The following is a 17,400-nucleotide window of genomic DNA, read 5'->3' as shown; positions in this document are numbered from 1 at the left end:
ATCCCTTTTTTGAGGAGTGAAGAACATGGACGTTTTTGCAGAATATTTAGCAGGAATCGATCATCCTGATCACCGTGAACGAACAAAAGAAGTTTTGTCGTGGATATCGAATAAATTTCCACATTTAGAACCAGAAATGAAGTGGAATACGCCAATGTTTTCAGATCACGGCACCTATATCATCGGGCTTTCCATAGCGAAGAAACATATGAGTGTTTCACCCGAAGAAGTTGGCATTACGCGTTTTACCGATGACATTGCACAAGCTGGCTACAGTGCTACCCCAGGTTTGTTTCGAATTCCATGGAATAAACCGGTAAATTACGAATTACTGGAGAAAATGATTGAATTTAATATACAAGATAAATCAGAATATACAAGTTTTTGGCGATAATAGAAAGAAGGATGAGAAAGTAGTAATATTGACTGCTCTCTCATCTTTTCTTTTTTTATAAAGTTGACCGACTAGTAGATACTTCAACGGAGGAATGTGATCATTTACTTATTGTTGATCGTATTCTAGTAGCTCCGTAACAGTTAAAAAGTATAGCCTTGTTCTTTTAACGAAGTAATAATTCCTTCTATTGAGTCGAGTGATTTCTTCGGCTTTCATACATGACATGCAAGAGAATAATAGACCCAGGTTCTATATTCTCTACAACCTACTTTGCAATTTTATTGGCATCACTAGCTATATCGGGATAGGATTCCGGCTCTATATTCCATAATATCTTGTTTCTATCTTCTCTTGATAAATAATAGGGCAACAACACCAGTCTTCTTCCAAAAGGAGGACGAAATGTAATTTCACCTTCATAACCAATCTGACGTATCCATTCATCTGTTCTCTCAATTTCATCTTTAATAAAAGGCGGTGATTTAAAAACCATTCGTTAATGTGAAACGGTGTGATTTCCAATTTCATGCCCATCTTGTACAATATGTTCCGCGTCAGTAAAATAGTTTTCAATTTCATAACCTGTTACAACATACTGTTATATTACTTTTTTTTAAAACGAAATTTAATGATGCTGGCAATCACGATGATTTATACTTTTGGAATAGGAATTGCAACAAGTATTGTTAGGGGAAGCTCTAATGATGATCCATATCAAAGGAGAAATTAAACGTCAGTGGATTTTATGTAGTAGAATGAATAATAAATGTAATAAGATGAAGGAGATTTGACCAAATGTCTATTATCGATAAATTAAATTTAAGTAAATATAAAAATTTAGCCGTGCTTCATCAACCAAGCGACTATCATTTGTTTAATGAAGCTAAGACGAGTTTATCTGGTGAGCATGATGCCATTTTTATCTTTGTAGAAACGATGGATCAAATGGTGAATTATACTCAAAAAGTGATTAATGAGGAACAACTACAAGAAAAAGGGTATTTATTTTTTGCCTATCCGAAAAAAGGCAACAAACGATATCATACATACATTCACAGAGACGAGATCTTTCCAGCAATGAAAGTTGAGGAAGATGGATATGTGGAAAATAGTGATGTGAAATTCTCACGGATGGTGAGTATGGACGATGTATTTACTGTCATTGGCTTAAAACGAGAAAAAAAGAAGGCTAAAAAATCATCTGCTGCAAGTCAGTGTGTAGCCGATTACGAAGATCATGTGAAAGATATTGAAAAATTGCTTGAAGGTCACCCAAATGAACTAAAGTTTTATCAAGAGTTAACACCAGGTTACCAAAGAGATTGGGCTCGTCACATCTTTTCTGCCAAACAACAAAAAACACGTGAGAAACGTCAAGAACAAATGGTCGATATCTTATCACAAGGGTATAAATCAGTTGATTTATTTCGGCAAAAAAAGAAGTAGGACTATACAACTCATTATTATGTTAATCCAACCGAGATTGATTTACATCGTGCCTCTAGTCAACACGATACACTAGGCTGGAAGCGCTCAGTTAAGTATTAAAATAGTGATCTAATATTCATGTATGTTTCGTTTCAAGGGAAGACTCGAGAAATTCGCCTGCAAAGTGGAATTTATAGAGGGAATCGTTTGCCATAATGATACGGCACATCATAAAACATTTTGGAGGGATTGTTTTGACAGTAGAAAAAAGTTTAAGGGTTTGTGAAAAGGGCCATAAGTATTACAAAAGTAGTGACTGTCCAACTTGTCCTACTTGTGATAAAGAGAATAAGCCTGAGAGCGGCTTCCTTTCTAAACTAAGTTCACCTGCCAGAAGTGCCTTAGTTCATGAAGGAATTGATACGTTGCAAAAACTTTCAAAGTACACCGAAAAAGAAATTCTAAAAATCCATGGTATTGGACCAGCTTCCTTGCCAACTATGAGAACTTTATTAGAAGAAGCTGGTTTATCATTTAAAAAATAGTTGTTGTATAGGGAGGAGTATAGTGAACAGTCACTTTACTTCCTCTTATGGTTCTAAATTTATAATTAGTGTTTTCGCAAAATTTTCTCTAGCGCTTTTCCCTTTGCCAGCTCATCGATCAGTTTGTCCAAATAGCGAATTTCCTGCATAGTCGGTTCTTCGATGTCTTCCACTCGGATTCCGCAGACCACACCTTTGATCAAAGTCCTCGAAGGATTCAGTTGGGGAGCTTCTGCAAAAAAGGTCTCAAAGTCTGTCTGTTTTTCGATTTGGGCTTCTAACTCTTCCTGGTTATACCCTGTTAACCAACGGATGATTTCATCAACTTCTGTTTTCGAACGGCCTTTTTTCTCCGCCTTCGCGATATAGTGTGGATAGACACTTGCGAAACTCATTGTATAGATCTTGTGTTTAGCCATGATACATCCTCCCCTAAAAGCTTTTCTTTATTATAGTACGAAACATAGTCGGGGCTCAAACCTTTCTATTGTAATCTTGGTTAAGGCTGCTAGGATTTGATACTATTGAAGCAAAACTAGAAAGTGTTGGCGGGCAGTTTGAACTAACCAATGAGTCAAGAATAATTGATGTCGATTTTATCGCCAATAAGGTTAGTAAACTGGAGAGAGAACTTTACATTTTAAAAAATAAAAGTAATAATTTGTAGCTTATGATAATAACAACAATGTGACTAGAACCACTTCTGAATACAGAGGATGGTTCTTTTTAATGATCTGGCAGGTGACCCGAAAAATGATGCTTCTTGTGTAAATGGCACTCAGAAGCCCTTATTGGTGATCAAAATGCCTAGTTGATCGAATTAGGGACCTCACAGGCCCTTATTGCAGGGAATTCCCGTGAATATCATCTGCTTTTAAGCAAATAAGGACCTCTCAGTGCTCAAAAGTCGAAAAAACGATGATACTTGTAGAAATAAGGGCCTCTCGGACACACAAACGAGATACAGAACAGACATCGACATATCCAGAGCATGGATGACGTTCCCAGGCCCAAAGCGCAACGAATGCAGGTTTGATATTTCGACAATTATAAACAAACAAATTGTAAATTCCCTTCCAAATTATCGCGAGTTATGAAATAATATTAGTAATATATTATTATGACAATCTAACTAAGTAGATTCATGGAGGTTTGCCATGACGGATTATATAGAACTTCCTTCTATAATCAGATCAATAAATGATATAGGAGAAGGAAAAGCATCTGTATTTTTAAAAGACTGTAAAAAAATAAATGAGAATCAATTCTCATTAGATGCACTAAGAGCCTTATATGTAAAGGATAATAAGGCGTTCATTCAGATCGTTGATGAAATGGCGTTAAGGGGTTTTTATTTCTATACAGAAAAGCCTAATAACATTCTCCCTTCTAGACGGGCACAACTTAACAAGTATATTAAAACTCAAACCAATTTAGGTAGGTTCAAGATCATTGATTTCCAAAAGCTGGGCTTGTCTGGGTTTATTTATCGTTTTGGAATTCAATCCGACTTGTTTTTTTATAATGTTCCGCTAGACGGGTTTAGAAGTATTAATAGTAATATTGATTTAACGGTTCTTGAAAACGAGTTAGTACGAGTTGGCTTTACCATTGTAGATGTAGACCAATTAGTTTCAACTTTGGATGAGAGCCTCCAGGACGAAACAATAGAAGAACAAGAAGATCCAAGTGTGAACAGCACATCGAAAGAGGAAAATGATGGTACGTCTCAGCGGCATAAGAATGTAGCAGTTAACGAACTATTTCCTGAAGAGAAATTTTGGAATTTTCGATCGCTATGTAAACGGCGTGGGATTCAAACGGTCGAAGAAATTACAGAGCCAATTATCGAAGAATATGCAGCTAAAAAAGGGGTCGGATCTAATCGATTGACGATCATTAAAGAAAGATTGAATCTGAATACAGGAGTAGATCCTACGTCAGGAACGGATCATTCTAAAACAACTACTTATTCTATAATCCATTCACCCGTAAACGAAATTGAAAAGGCTTTTGAGGACAACACGTATCGGACATTTCGTGAATTCTGTAAGAAAAACCATATTACAACATTAGAAGAAATAAAGGAACATCATTTTCAGGAATACGGTGACCGTAGGGGCGTTGGTGTCGGAAAGGTTGACGCCGTCATCAAACGAGTGCATTTCTTAAAGAATCAATTGGGTATGGACGGTACAATTGCTGAAAATAATGTACAACCTCAGCCAAAAACATTTTTTATTAACGAAGTATTTTCTGAAGAAAAATATATGACATTTCGTGTTTTTTGTAAAAAAAATAAAATTTATTCGATTTCTGATTTGACAGAGCAACATTACACGGAATATAGCAATATTAAGGGAGTGGGAATTGGGAAAGTCGAAGCGGTTAAAACACGAGTGGCAGAGTATCTTCATTTAGCGAATCAGCCAATTTCAACTCCTATGTCAGGACAAGAACTGGAAGAAACTATACCTAGCTCAGAAATATTATCCGTACTAATAGAGGAACTTTTTAGTGAGAATACGTACTTAACTTTCCGAAAGTACTGTAAGAAAAATAAAATTCGGACGATTTTTGAAGTAACAAGTAAGCACTTAGAAAAATACTTCGACATGAGAGGTGTAGGGGTTGGTAAGTACGAAGCTGTAAAACAACGTATTCAAGCTGCAAGGGTGCAAAATTCGAAACCTTTAAACATCAGACCATCTGTCGCATCGCAGACCATCCGTACTACTTTTAATGACAAAAAACATGATGTTTTTCGTGAGTTTTGTGAGGAGCAGGGTATTCATACACTTGGGCAACTCGAGACACGTCATCTCCAAATGTTCAGTAGCTATAAGAACGTTTCGATGAAGCGGGTTGACCAATTAAGGCAATTGCTAGACTTTTATGTTGAGTCATCAGAAACTCAATCCATCGTATTTGAGAGTGGCGACATTTTCGAAACGATACAAGGAATGCCAGTGGGTCAGGTATTAGAACTCTATGGGTATCAGTCGACGTCACAAAGTAATCTGAAAATAAAAGATATTGAAGGGAATAGGATCTCCGACTTGCAGGACACTTTTGAACCGCATCTCTTATTCGACCTGTCTAACCGTCTTAAAATTCAAAAGCACCCAAGAGATATTGCTGAAAAATTTAAAACCGTTTTTACAGATCGTGAGTACCTCGTATTGAAGCATCGGTATGGATATGAAGAAACGCTAGAAGAGGTAGGAAGCCGGTTAGGGGTGACGAGGGAGAGAGTTAGACAGATTGGAAAAGGTGTTGTTAGGAAAGTCGTTACTCATCTAGGGAGAGAGCGATTTGTAACGGGTGTTCGACTAGTGGCAAAACATCAATCTTTTTTAAAAAAAGGTGAACTTGTTGATCTCGTCGGTCATGAAAATCAATTTTTAGTTCATTTGTTGATACAAGAAAAGCTTTACTTTAAGTATTATCATTTGCTCGAATTCTTTTTCATTGATGAAGAGGCTAAAGTTGATATTAAAGTCATTGAAGATTGTATTGAAGAACTCCCGGATTCCTTTCATGTTTCGGAATATCGACAGACGGTTGAAGAACAGTTAAAGGATTTAAATATTGAAGATATAGGGATGGAAATTTTAAATAGCTTAGTAGAAAATAATTACTATCACAAATACGGGGATATTTACTCTAAACATCGCTTGAAAATTACTCATGTTCTAACCTATTTATTTAGGCATTATATTAAAAAGCCATTACGAATTGATGAAGAAGGAGTATTATACCTTCACGAATTGGCAATGCAACATATGAATTTTGAGCTTTCTAAAACCGTTCGTTCCATTGAAGCGCGGATAAGAGATGTGGAAAGTCTAATTCTAGTGGACCGAGCGACATTTCAATATTTTGATAGAGAAAACTTTGACCCTTCTATCCTATCAAAGATCGAATCTTATATTGATGAGCAGTTTGATCGAAAAAAAGAAATTATAAATGTGGAAGAAGTTTATGAAAAGTTTCAAGGCCTCCTTGAACAACATCATGTTCATAACAAAATCCACTTATACTCCCTCATCCGTTGTTATTTGGACGAAAAGTATATGATTGGCCAAGGGAACACACTCAACATTTATAAGAATAAAAAATCAAAACAAAGTGTTGAGGAACGGCTTGTAGCTTATATGAAAAAGCATGGTGGTATTTGCTCGAAGGATCAACTTCTTGAGGTAGTAAGCCCACTGTTTAAAGTAGATATTGCGATAAATAATTCTAATCAAATGATTGGCTGGGGAAATAAGAGTGCAATCCTTGTTGACAAATTAAACATAAAGACGAATGAAAAGGCTATGCTTCTTGAGTTTTTCGATCAATCGTTCAAAAAGGGATATGCAACAGCCAACTCCATGTATAAAGATATGATGTTTGATCGTAAGCTGTCTAAGATCCTAAGGGATAAGAACATTGATGATCCAAGTAAACTACCAGCGATTATTAAACTGTTTAAACCAACAGTGAAAGGTCATACAAACTATTTATATATAGAAGGCTTTGAACTCGACAGCTTCGAGAAAGTCATTGAAGCTCATTTCACGGGTGAAACCTCAAGGCAAGAAATCAAGGAGTTCATCTATGAGCATGGATATAAAGAGATGATGGTTACGAACTTTCTTAAGCGGGTTCTTGATAATGAAATATTCGTTGAGACCGATATGGATCAGTTATATCCTGCGAAGTTATTACAAGTCAATGAAGCTGAGCTTGCTGAAATTGAAACGTACGTCAGAGAAAAGATGGGTGACGGAGAATATCTTTCACTTAGTCATTTAAAAGGCTACCGTCGCAAATTACCTGACATTGGTTTTCGCTGGAATCCTCATCTGTTGCAAAGTGTCCTTCAACGCTGCGGATTTCGCCAAGTGAAAAAGACATTCAATGATTATCGTTATGACAAGGTGATTGTCGTTAGAAAAGATAGTTCCATTCAGTCATTTGAAGATTTGATCCTTTACGTCCTCGAAAATGAATACGAAGGTAATCTCCATGAAATTGCGATCTATGAATTTCTAATGGAGAAAGGAATCGTGCGTGAACAGGAATATATGCACAAAAAAGTCTTACCATACGAAATTAAGACAAGCGAACGCCTACACTTTGATGAACTAGGGATTGTTACAGTAAAGAAGGGATAACGGATGTCGTTTAAAGATTTAGAACTGAAATTTAAATACCGATCTGATGTGGATCAAATTCATGCTGACTTTTACAGTAAGGTGCTAGAAAAGTCCATTCGGTATGACCGAGCAGTCGGTTACTTTACAAGTGGGAGTCTTGCCGTTTTGGCTAGAGGACTGGAGAAGTTTTTAGACTCAGAAGGAAAAATCCGCTTAATTGCCAATCCCCACTTAACAAAAGAAGACATCGAAGCGGTTCAGCTAGGGTATGAAGCGAAATACGATGTGGTAGCTAGAAGTCTTCTACGAGAAATCGAAATTTGTGAGGAGACGATCCGTGAAGATACACTCAATCTTTTAGCTTGGTTGATCTACGAAGATAAATTGGAGCTCAAGATTGCTTTTACGAATAACAATAGCCTTTATCATGAGAAGTTCGGCATCTTTTATGACGGGTTTGGTCATCAACTATCATTTTCTGGATCTGCAAATGAAACCGTCGGTGGAATCAGAGACAATTTTGAAAAGATTGATGTCTTTTGGAAAGACCATGACCACGCGCGGATCACGGACATGGTGAACGATTTTGAAAGCCTGTGGAACAACACGACAAACGGCCTAACGATCATCGAGATGCCAGACATTTTAAAGGAAAAATTAAAAGGCTACAAAAAGGAGCGAAAACCTATCAAACCGACTGAAATTAAACCACGTCCCTATCAAGAGGAGGCCATAAAGGCAGTTATACAAAATAACTGGACTGGTATTTTAGAAATGGCGACGGGTACGGGTAAGACCATCACAAGTCTGATGATTGCCAATGAGTTTTATAAGCAGCATGGGCGGATCTTTCTCGTGATCATCGTTCCGTTTACACATCTGGTCGAACAGTGGGAAGATAACTGCCAACTCCTTGGTTTTAGTAGTTTTACGTCATGTTACGGGAATAAGAAAGTATGGGCAGGTAAACTTCACACCGATGTGAGAGACTTTAATATTAGCATGATCAAAAAACATGTGGTCATCACGACGTACCGAAGTGCAGCATCGGAAGAATTTAATGATTTAATCGACAAGTTAAAAGGAAAAAGCTTCTTAATTGCCGATGAATGTCACTATTTCGGTGTAAATAGTTTAAGAAATCATAAGTTCACAGGAATGGAAGCGAAACTTGGACTCTCTGCTACCCCAGATCGCTGGTGGGATGAGGATGGAACACGCTTTATCACTGACTTTTTTGGAGATACCGTTTATGAATACGATATGAAAACAGCGATTCAGAACGGCGCTCTAACGGAATACACGTATGATCCTTTTATCACGAATTTAACTGACGATGAAATGGAAAAGTACGAGCGTTTAACGAAACGACTCATTCACTTATATGGATCTGATCAACCCGACCAAGAGGAAATTAGTGAGATCAATCGAAAACGGGCCCTGATCTTAAGTAAAGCAGAAAATAAAAAAGCAAAACTGTTTTCTATCTTTCAAGAAAAGGACCGGAAGAGTGTATCGCACACACTCGTGTATTGTGCGCCTGGTGAAGTAGACATCATTACGAACCAATTGTCACAGCTCGGTTATCGTGTACACCGGTTTGACTCAAAGGTCAATCTTGAAGATCGTATGCAACTATTAAAGTCATTTGCTGAAGGAAACATCCAGATCCTTGTAGCCATTAAATGTCTCGACGAAGGTGTAGATGTGCCGAGCACAAAGACCGCATATTTCTTAGCGAGTACATCGAATCCGCGTGAATTTGTTCAACGCCGTGGCCGGATTTTGCGTACGTATCCAGGAAAAAATATTGCAGAAATTTATGACTTTATCGTTTTACCAACAGGTGCGAGCGATCAAATGTACAAATCGATTGCTTCAAAAGAGATCCCGAGGTTTGCAGAGTTTTCTAGATTTGCGATCAATAATTACAATGCCAGAGACATTGTAGGACGTGAACTACAAACGTACGCTCTTGAGTATTTAATGGATAAATTACCGTGGGAAGTGTATAAAGAATTTCAAGAGAACATGGGGGCTATATAAATGAGTATTAATAAAGACTTAGAGAAAAAAATTAATCAGTTTCCAGGAGAACTCAGTGATATTGCTAAACTATTATTACGAGATCTTGAGGCTGGTAGAAAGTCACATGCCAGTATTGAAGAAATGATTCGTGAGGAAATCAGGGAGCTGGTTTTAGAGGAGGAAGGTCAATGAAGCTGAACAAGATCACTCTAAAGAATTTCCGTCAATTTTACGGGGAACAAACGATTGAGTTTGCTAGCGGGAGCGAGAATATCACGATCGTCTTTGGGGAGAACGGAAAAGGGAAAACGGGGATCTTTCGTGCGTTAATGTTCGGCTTGTACGGGAGCACTCATATTCAACAAGACAACCCAAAGGAAAAAATTCACCTCGTTAACTTTCTAGCTTTAGAGGAACATCCTAATATGCCGATTGATACATCCGTGTACCTCGAATTTGAGCACCGTGACAAAGCTTACGAGATTAGACGATATGCGAGCGGGTATAAGACGGGCAAGACGATTACGGAAAAAATCCTGGATGCCGAGCTGTATATTAAAGAAGGCGGCAACTTTCCAGCGGAGCCAATAACAGATGAAAAAGAAATGAAAGAGATTATGAATGGCATTCTCGATGAAAGCATTAAAGACTTCTTCTTATTTGACGCTGAAAAAATTGAAACGCTGGCCAAAACGGATGCAAAAGTAAAAGAAGAAGTAAAGAATGGGATCGTGAAACTTCTACAAATAGACAAGCTTGAAGCAGCTATTACGATCTTAAAAAAGCTCCATTCCTCCGAGAAAAGAAGAGTACTCGCTTCTTCTCAAAATTTAGATTTAACGAGAAAACAAAATGAAATGGATGCCATCGCAAACGAAATTAGTGATATGCAAGAACGCGTTCGTTTGAAGTCAGAAAATAAAACATCATGTTCACTTGAGATTGAGCGAATCGAAAGTCAACTGGCTGAAAATGAAGAAGTCAAACTCATTCAAGAAAAAATGGAAGCGGAAAAAGAAAAGAAGAACCTCCACCTTCGTCTTGCCAAAGATAAAAAGAATGAGATTAAAGGGGAACTTGTCACGAATGGGTATCACTTAATTATGAAGGATACGTACCAATCCGTGAAAAATTACCTCGATCAAATTCTCGTGGATCAAAAGGACTTAATTCCGATCGAAGTGATCGAAAAGTCACTTCAAGACTTAGTTTGCGCTTGCTGCGGGAACGACTTAAAGGAAAATAATGATCACCTGACTCAAATCGAGTTGCTAAAAAACAATTTTAAGCGATCCGAACTGACACCTTTAATCTCGCAAATCACATCTAGTATCCACGACTACTCGATGAGTGAAGAAGAAATCGTTCAGTCTATTGAACGAAAGCTTCGCGACTTTAGAGAATTGAAAGATGAAATCGAGCAAATTGACAAAGAAATTGATAAATACAGTGGCAATATCCAACTCAAAGCACAAGAACAGGAAAACTTGAAAAATCTAGAAGCATCATTGAAGGATAAGAAAGCTTTTCTCATCAGCTTAGAGGGAGAAGTTCGCGACCTTAATTTTCAAATCAATGAAAAAGAAAAACAGAAGGAAGCGTTAGACAAGGAATTCTCACGGTTATTAAGAGAGAATGAAAGTCTACGAATTGACTCTAAAATCTTACAATATATCGAAACACTAAAGGACAACTTTGAAGGCGTCTTTAAAGAGTATAGTGATGAAATGCGCGCGAAGCTTACGACCGAGACGACGCAAATCTTTAAAACACTCATCGACCGTAAAGATAAAGACCTAGTAAGCCGTATTGAGATCAACGAGAAATATGAAATCGATATTATGAACTGGGAGAACATCAACATCACACAGGACGTCTCTCAAGGACAACGCCAAGTCGTTGCTCTATCGTTTATTACAGCTCTTGCCAAAATTGCTGCTGGTGGGTCGGAGGATATTAACTTCCCATTGTTCATGGATACTCCGTTCGGCCGGATTAGCGGAAATAACCGAGACCATCTAATTGATAATATTCCGAACCTGACGTCCCAGTGGGTGCTTCTTTTAACCGATACGGAGCTTTCAAGAACCGAAGAAATTCGATTTAAGAGCACAGGTAAGCTCGGAAAATGGTATAAACTTGAACAAATCAAACCAGGACACTCAATCATAGAGCCAATTGAAGTCACGGAATCAATGGCAACAAGGGGGTAAACGATGGACTTTCTAGCAGATCAAGCATTGCTATATACAAGTAAAAAATACGAAGAAATCTATTTTTATTTCAATACAAAGTTTGAAGTGAAGTATCAGGACCTCTTCTTACTGTGTGCGAGTTTAGGATTTAAAAAGGACCAAAAGAGTAGCATCGGTGAACGAGGACGTGAACTTCGAACCAACTACTTAAACACGCGTCAGAAAGCCACTGCCTATTCCATTATTTTAAGTGACTCGGAATTAGGAAGAAATATTGAAGCCTTTGACGATAAAGAATTTCCAAAAAAAGCCCGTAAACGCTTAGAAGAGTATGCAGAAGGTGGAATGCAAGTCCTTGTTGAAGAAGTATTCGGTAGACGCTGGGATGGCAATAACCTGGACCCAGCCTACAAAGAGTATGAAGTGGACTTGCTAAGTTATATATACGGTGACTCAAAAGAAGTTCCTTTTTAATAAATCTTGCAACCAAACCTCCTCCATGTTTTATGAATATACATGGCAGGAGGTTTTATTGTACAATCGTGAAATTCTAATGTTCTACTATAGCTTCTTTCATACGTCTATTTTGATTTTTTACCGTCCCTTTTATAAGAAAAATTGTGAGATAATGAACGTGAACTCCTTATAATCCGAAATGGGAAGCTTGCCGAAAAGCAAACGTGATAGGGTATTAGAAGACATTTTTTTACGAATAAAGAACGATCGCTATTACATGTGATTAGGCTGATAGTGTGTTTATAAAAGATAAATCTCATGACAGGAGAACGATCATGTTACTAAAGAATAAATCGATTGAAGAATTACTTGATCTTGAAGAGGAACTTCTCGAAGCGAAGGACGCTGAAAAAGAGGGGACGTTTTCCAAGCTTATTTCCGTTTATGAAGCTCTTTACCGGAGCATATCGAAGGAGCCAAGCAGTGAGTATGCGTTTAGTTTAGAGAAAGTTAAAAAGCAATTAATCTTTTACTTAATAAAGTATGGGACGTACTTAAAAACGGTTTACCAGAAAGATGATTATGCAGCTGAGAACTGTTTAAAAAAAGCCGTAAGATACGAGAAACAGTTGCCCATCGCTTATTATCGATTAGGCTTTCTTCATTATAAAAAGAAAAGCTATTCTTCTGCGCTAAATTATTTTCAAAAGGCGATTCACTATCAAAAAAACAACGAGAATACCGAGTATCGAATGAACAAGCAGCAGCTGTATCATTGTCATTTGTATTTAGCCAACTGTGGTTTGTTTATTGCCCAAAAGGCCCAAGAGGAACTCGAAACGCTCGAAACTTCTGTAAAAAGACAAGAAGTACCAAACTATCAAACTTCTCCTCTTTTCGATCTGATTAAAGCGAATGATCAATACTTAGAGCACCATGCCTTTCAACTAGTGACACAAGGAAACAATCAGTATTGTACGAAAGAGGAATGCGAAGAAAAGGGTGAAGCTAAGCATACAATCATCCTCGACTTTACAGGGCGGGACCACTTGCTAATCTTTAATGGAAAAGAATGTCGCCTCACAAAAAATCAAGCCGAGATGTTACGTTATTTTTTACTGTATAGCAACGAAAATCACCAGGTCACAAAGCACGATGTGTACGATTTATTTTCGAAATCAGATGAAAATGGTGAGATACCGACCAACACGTTTACGCAAAATGTCATACGTTTACGAGCGAAGTTAAAGCAAGTTGACATCAATACCCCAGTCATCGAAAATCGATTAGGTATGAGCGAAACCGCCTATTACTACAACCAACTCGTCCCGTATTTAATAATGCATCGCAGTGATGACAGTTTCATCTTGTAGGAATGACAGGTCTGTCATCGCCCTTTTGAGATACTTAAGCTATCAACGAAAGGGAGATGATACGATGAAAACGTGGAACCAATTATTCGTAAGGCATGGGTGGATACTTGTAGAAAAGGAAGATGGTGTGTTTGATTGCACAAACGAAAGAAACGAAAATGTTAACTTTCTTATTCAATCTCTAGAAAAGGTTAATGTTCGTTATACGTTTGAAAAAGGTGTACTTTCACTATTTAGTCCAGTCGTACGAGAAGATCAGTTTCTAAGTGCAATAGACTATAAAAATCGTGGAAGAGGCGAAGGGTTATGGTTTAATCCGAGTAATGAACAATCAAAGGTTCATGAACTTGATACGTTCATTAGTGGGATCGTCAGGCAGTTGAACCGACTTGGCTTTGCTACATTAGGTTCATGTGATGGTCATGGAAAAAGACCAGCTCATTTGATGGTAAATAAGGAAAAGAGCATGGAAGAGTTGGCTGAATTATTACTTGCTCTTGGATGCAAAAGAGTGTATTACCGCGAACGCCAAAACAGTTACCATGTATCGATCCATTTAGCGCGACATGAATTGCTAGACCTAGCTGAGAAACTAAGTGAAGTAGAGAAGAGCTGGCTCGAACAAGGATACGATTTTATTAAACAACAACTCTTTAATCATTTATTAGAACAATTACTAGCTATTCCTGGAACGAGTGGTCAAGAAGCACAAGTAAGAAAGTTTGTTAGCGAAAAACTAACCCCATTTGTCGATCATATTACGGTGGATCGGGCTGGAAATATACTGGCTGAAAAAACATACAAGAGTGGGAATGGACCTGTTCTTTTAATGAATGCCCACCTCGATACGGTTTTTGAAATAGAGCCAGGGCGACAGATCATAAAAAACGGAAACATGTGGTCGAGCAGTAAAGGTATTTTAGGTGCGGATGACCGTGCGGGTGTAGCTGTACTTCTTCATCTAGCAGAATACCTCAGTCATCCTTCCTCTTTTAGTGGGAAAGTAAAGTTTATCTTTACTGTTCAAGAGGAGTGCGGATTAGTTGGAGCCAGTGAGGTCGATAACTATTTCTTATGGGGGACTGATGCGGCGATTGTCATTGATCGTCGCGGGGCTGGAGATATTGTCACCTCATGCGGAGGATATTTGCCATTCTGTCACCCACGCTATGGTGCGTTTATTGAAGAAGTAGCTCAAAAAGAAGCCTTCAAAGGCTGGGCAACAACAAGTGGTGGCAGTAGTGATACGAGAATTTGGGCAGAACATGGCATCCAGAGTGTGAACCTGTCAGCTGGCTACATGAATGAGCATACAGACCAGGAAACTCTCAATGTCGATGCGTGCTACAACACAGCTAAACTAGTACAAGGTCTATTGAAAAATGAAAAGAACTTAAAAGCCGTCTTACGAGAGATAAAGAGAGAACAACAGGTGTTGGTTAAGAACTAGTAAAGGATTGATTTTTACAGGAAAAATCACCAAAGGTTGGTTTGAGATGTGGGAATTGCCAGAATTGAACGAGGCTTTTCCAAGGACGGCAAAGCCTTTTATCGGTTTAACTGGCGCTAAGACTCCCCTTCAAGCGTTAAAAGGAAGCAAAAAAGACTAAGAAGTTAAACACTAAATTAGTCACTCTAGTGCAACTGTGAAACCATAGTTTGAAACAAGATTATTTGGATAGTCACAGTGACACGTTAATAAAAACAATTAAGGGTCTGTCTCCCCATGAGGTTATTACGAACAAACCTAGAAACAGACCCTCATATATTACACTTTATCTAGTTGTGTCTTTAACTTTTCAATTTTTTCAAGAGATAAGCTTGTTAAGTCTTGAATATCTTTCGTTGTGAACCCTTTTAGAAGCATTTGTTTTGCCACCTTCTCAATGCCCTTGTCAAACCCTTTTTTCTCCCATGAAGTCATCAGTTCCATAATGTGATTCACCTCATCTTTTGGAATGTGTTGAAAGAAATCGTTTGTTCGGATTTAACTTTATCATAACTAAAAATCGCTATAGGAACAATGGGGAGACGATATTTTTCGTAAAGTCGGCTAAAGTAGATGAACATCCGATCATTGAAATCTTTCTGATAGGAGGATTGCGGCTCGATATGTATAATAATTAATGAATTTTTACCTTTTAATTTAGTCTCAACAAGTAAGTCAACAGTCCTTTTATTTCCTTTAATCACATCAGTAAATACTTCTTGATTAAGAAAGGTTACATGTTGAAAATCTAGGTGCTCGTAAACGTTAGGAAAAAAAGCTAAGATGAATTCTTCAAAAAAAGTAGTAATTAACTCTTTAAACCAACGATCATGATCAAGTGTATCTTCTATCATTTTCATCACCTCATTATACGAATGTTTGTTCTAATTACAATGTAGCGATCAAACGTTGGTAAATGTATTTTTTGTAAATTTTATTTTAAAATTGAAATCGAAAATTCGGTGGTGAACAGGAGGTGAAGCGACCGTATTTGCCGGCGATCCAAGGCCGAGGAGCGTTTTGGGTAGTCAAAGTGACATCGTATTAACGTATTTAAATACTCCCTTCACGCTATAAAACCGCTTTGGTAACGCCAGAGATTTAATTTTTTTAGAACTAATAGCATTGCTTTATAGTAGCTTATACAGTAAACCGGTATTATCCTACCTTCAGTTATTTAATGGGGATGTTAATTAATAAATTCTGTTATAATACCCATTAATTAACTATCATTGTTATGATTAAGCTTAACAATTTGCTGGACAAATACTGCATGTTTAAAAATTACTGGAATCTCAGTAGACTCCCATAAGTATTATTCGATTCCTAAGAGGTGAGATAAAATGTTTGAACAAATTGACCATAAAAAGGCGATTCTTGATGCCAAACGTCCATTCCCAAAGTACACACTAATGAGTTTGCGTGAAAAGTTACTACTAGAATGGACATATAATTCAAATGCAATTGAAGGAAATACATTAACCTTACAGGAAACGAAAGTAGTGCTCGAGGGTATTACAGTTGGCGGGAAAACGTTGCGTGAACATTTAGAGGTTATTAATCATCGTGATGCAATTTCATATGTGGAAGAAATTGTCCAACGTGAAGAACCCTTATCAGAATGGCAAATTAGTAATTTACATCGTCTCATTTTAAAAGGAATTAATGATGAATATGCAGGAGTTTATCGAGACCAACAAGTATTTATTTCAGGTGCTAAACAAGTACCACCAGCTCCATTTCTTATTAAAGAAGAAATAGGTAATTTATTGAAATGGTAAGAACAGGATACTACTCAAATGCATCCAGTTACTCGTGGGGCAATGTTACATGCAATATTTGTAGGAATACACCCTTTTATTGATGGAAATGGACGTACATCACGGTTGTTATTAAATCTAGAACTGATGAAAGATGGGTTTCCACCGATTGTCATAAAAATTGAAAATCGGTTAAACTATTACGAGGCTTTAGACAAGGCGCATACCCAACAGAATTATGATAACTTTATTCAGTTGGTTGCAAAGGAAGTAGAGGATTCGCTAGATTTGTATTTAAGTGCATTTGAATAAGTCTGATCTTGAAACTGAAAAGTAGAATAAGGCTAATGCTTGAATTGAGGTTCGAGCATTAGCCTTTTTGATTACTAATAGAAGGTGCATTCCGTAATTCGGATGTACTTTTTTCTTCGGATGTGGAAGAAATCGAATAGGTAACTAAGTTGTTTATTAGTATCAATTGAAACTATTATGTATCAATATCAATGCCATAGTTCATTGTCGTCGACAAATTTCGAGTTGTCCCTGTGACAGAAATTATACGAATGGTTCTTTTTAACTACT

At 37.5% G+C, this 17,400-nt stretch carries 13 protein-coding genes and 2 pseudogenes; 11 read left to right on the top strand and 4 right to left on the bottom strand.

The window, feature by feature from the left end:
- Positions 1-25 precede the first annotated feature (25 nt).
- Positions 26-394: an iron chaperone gene (locus tag ACNSTQ_RS17330; protein ID WP_418201077.1), complete on the top strand. Its 369-nt coding sequence runs from the start codon at positions 26-28 to the stop codon at positions 392-394.
- 499 nt (positions 395-893) lie between these two features.
- Here the strand turns inward: ACNSTQ_RS17330 and ACNSTQ_RS17325 are convergent, their stop codons facing one another.
- Positions 894-971, bottom strand: a complete 78-nt coding sequence (locus ACNSTQ_RS17325; protein WP_418201093.1) for a hypothetical protein — start codon at positions 969-971, stop codon at positions 894-896.
- Positions 972-1,192: 221 nt separating this feature from the next.
- Here ACNSTQ_RS17325 and ACNSTQ_RS17320 point away from each other — a divergent pair, with 221 nt between their 5' ends.
- Both ACNSTQ_RS17320 and ACNSTQ_RS17315 read left to right on the top strand, forming a co-directional pair.
- On the top strand, positions 1,193-1,843 hold the full coding sequence (locus ACNSTQ_RS17320) for a YdeI/OmpD-associated family protein (protein WP_418201076.1): 651 nt from the start codon (positions 1,193-1,195) through the stop codon (positions 1,841-1,843).
- Between the two features lie 236 nt (positions 1,844-2,079).
- A complete protein-coding gene (locus ACNSTQ_RS17315; protein ID WP_418201075.1) occupies positions 2,080-2,370 on the top strand; it encodes an RNA polymerase alpha subunit C-terminal domain-containing protein in 291 nt (96 codons plus the stop codon).
- 65 nt (positions 2,371-2,435) lie between these two features.
- Here the strand turns inward: ACNSTQ_RS17315 and ACNSTQ_RS17310 are convergent, their stop codons facing one another.
- Positions 2,436-2,789 (bottom strand): DUF2200 domain-containing protein, encoded by a 354-nt coding sequence (locus ACNSTQ_RS17310; protein ID WP_418201074.1) that lies wholly within the window; start codon positions 2,787-2,789, stop codon positions 2,436-2,438.
- A 738-nt stretch (positions 2,790-3,527) separates the two neighbouring features.
- Here ACNSTQ_RS17310 and ACNSTQ_RS17305 point away from each other — a divergent pair.
- The 7 genes from ACNSTQ_RS17305 (at position 3,528) to ACNSTQ_RS17275 (ending at position 15,019) form a co-directional block, all read left to right on the top strand.
- Entirely contained in the window at positions 3,528-7,535 is a 4,008-nt protein-coding gene (locus ACNSTQ_RS17305) for a sigma factor-like helix-turn-helix DNA-binding protein (RefSeq protein ID WP_418201073.1), read from the top strand.
- Between the two features lie 3 nt (positions 7,536-7,538).
- The gene (locus tag ACNSTQ_RS17300) at positions 7,539-9,563 is read left to right on the top strand and encodes a DEAD/DEAH box helicase family protein (protein ID WP_418201072.1); all 2,025 of its coding nucleotides are present in this window, start codon (positions 7,539-7,541) and stop codon (positions 9,561-9,563) included.
- Complete coding sequence (locus ACNSTQ_RS17295) at positions 9,564-9,737, top strand: hypothetical protein (RefSeq protein ID WP_418201071.1); 174 nt, start codon at positions 9,564-9,566, stop codon at positions 9,735-9,737.
- Positions 9,734-11,758 carry an AAA family ATPase gene (locus ACNSTQ_RS17290; RefSeq protein WP_418201070.1) on the top strand — a complete coding sequence of 675 codons (2,025 nt, stop codon included), beginning with the start codon at positions 9,734-9,736 and terminating at the stop codon, positions 11,756-11,758. The genes ACNSTQ_RS17295 and ACNSTQ_RS17290 overlap by 4 nt, the downstream gene beginning before the upstream one ends.
- A 3-nt stretch (positions 11,759-11,761) precedes the next feature.
- Positions 11,762-12,214, top strand: coding sequence for a hypothetical protein (locus tag ACNSTQ_RS17285; protein ID WP_418201069.1), 453 nt, complete (start codon positions 11,762-11,764; stop codon positions 12,212-12,214).
- Positions 12,215-12,531: 317 nt separating this feature from the next.
- Entirely contained in the window at positions 12,532-13,569 is a 1,038-nt protein-coding gene (locus tag ACNSTQ_RS17280; protein WP_418201068.1) for a hypothetical protein, read from the top strand.
- Between the two features lie 64 nt (positions 13,570-13,633).
- Entirely contained in the window at positions 13,634-15,019 is a 1,386-nt protein-coding gene (locus ACNSTQ_RS17275; RefSeq protein ID WP_418201067.1) for a M20/M25/M40 family metallo-hydrolase, read from the top strand.
- Between the two features lie 318 nt (positions 15,020-15,337).
- Here the strand turns inward: ACNSTQ_RS17275 and ACNSTQ_RS17270 are convergent, their stop codons facing one another.
- Both ACNSTQ_RS17270 and ACNSTQ_RS17265 read right to left on the bottom strand, forming a co-directional pair.
- Positions 15,338-15,502, bottom strand: a complete 165-nt coding sequence (locus tag ACNSTQ_RS17270; protein ID WP_418201066.1) for a hypothetical protein — start codon at positions 15,500-15,502, stop codon at positions 15,338-15,340.
- Positions 15,503-15,540: 38 nt separating this feature from the next.
- Positions 15,541-15,912, bottom strand: a pseudogene (locus ACNSTQ_RS17265) (PD-(D/E)XK nuclease family transposase); the annotation flags it as partial.
- A gap of 489 nt (positions 15,913-16,401) precedes the next feature.
- Here ACNSTQ_RS17265 and ACNSTQ_RS17260 point away from each other — a divergent pair.
- Positions 16,402-17,130 (top strand): annotated as a pseudogene (locus ACNSTQ_RS17260) (Fic family protein).
- Positions 17,131-17,400 lie beyond the last annotated feature (270 nt).

Source organism: Alkalihalobacterium sp. APHAB7, from assembly GCF_048323755.1.
GTDB lineage: Bacteria > Bacillota > Bacilli > Bacillales > Bacillaceae_F > Alkalihalobacterium.
This window is presented reverse-complemented; position numbering and strand designations above follow the sequence as displayed.

What these genes read in the sequence shown, in the direction of transcription:
- ACNSTQ_RS17275 (WP_418201067.1), top strand. Translation starts at nt 13,634, where the DNA reads ATGAAAACGTGGAACCAATTATTCGTAAGGCATGGGTGGATACTTGTA.
- ACNSTQ_RS17330 (WP_418201077.1), top strand. Translation starts at nt 26, where the DNA reads ATGGACGTTTTTGCAGAATATTTAGCAGGAATCGATCATCCTGATCAC.
- ACNSTQ_RS17295 (WP_418201071.1), top strand. Translation starts at nt 9,564, where the DNA reads ATGAGTATTAATAAAGACTTAGAGAAAAAAATTAATCAGTTTCCAGGA.
- ACNSTQ_RS17280 (WP_418201068.1), top strand. Translation starts at nt 12,532, where the DNA reads ATGTTACTAAAGAATAAATCGATTGAAGAATTACTTGATCTTGAAGAG.
- ACNSTQ_RS17285 (WP_418201069.1), top strand. Translation starts at nt 11,762, where the DNA reads ATGGACTTTCTAGCAGATCAAGCATTGCTATATACAAGTAAAAAATAC.
- ACNSTQ_RS17290 (WP_418201070.1), top strand. Translation starts at nt 9,734, where the DNA reads ATGAAGCTGAACAAGATCACTCTAAAGAATTTCCGTCAATTTTACGGG.
- ACNSTQ_RS17305 (WP_418201073.1), top strand. Translation starts at nt 3,528, where the DNA reads ATGACGGATTATATAGAACTTCCTTCTATAATCAGATCAATAAATGAT.
- ACNSTQ_RS17270 (WP_418201066.1), bottom strand. Translation starts at nt 15,502, where the DNA reads ATGGAACTGATGACTTCATGGGAGAAAAAAGGGTTTGACAAGGGCATT.
- ACNSTQ_RS17320 (WP_418201076.1), top strand. Translation starts at nt 1,193, where the DNA reads ATGTCTATTATCGATAAATTAAATTTAAGTAAATATAAAAATTTAGCC.
- ACNSTQ_RS17300 (WP_418201072.1), top strand. Translation starts at nt 7,539, where the DNA reads ATGTCGTTTAAAGATTTAGAACTGAAATTTAAATACCGATCTGATGTG.
- ACNSTQ_RS17310 (WP_418201074.1), bottom strand. Translation starts at nt 2,789, where the DNA reads ATGGCTAAACACAAGATCTATACAATGAGTTTCGCAAGTGTCTATCCA.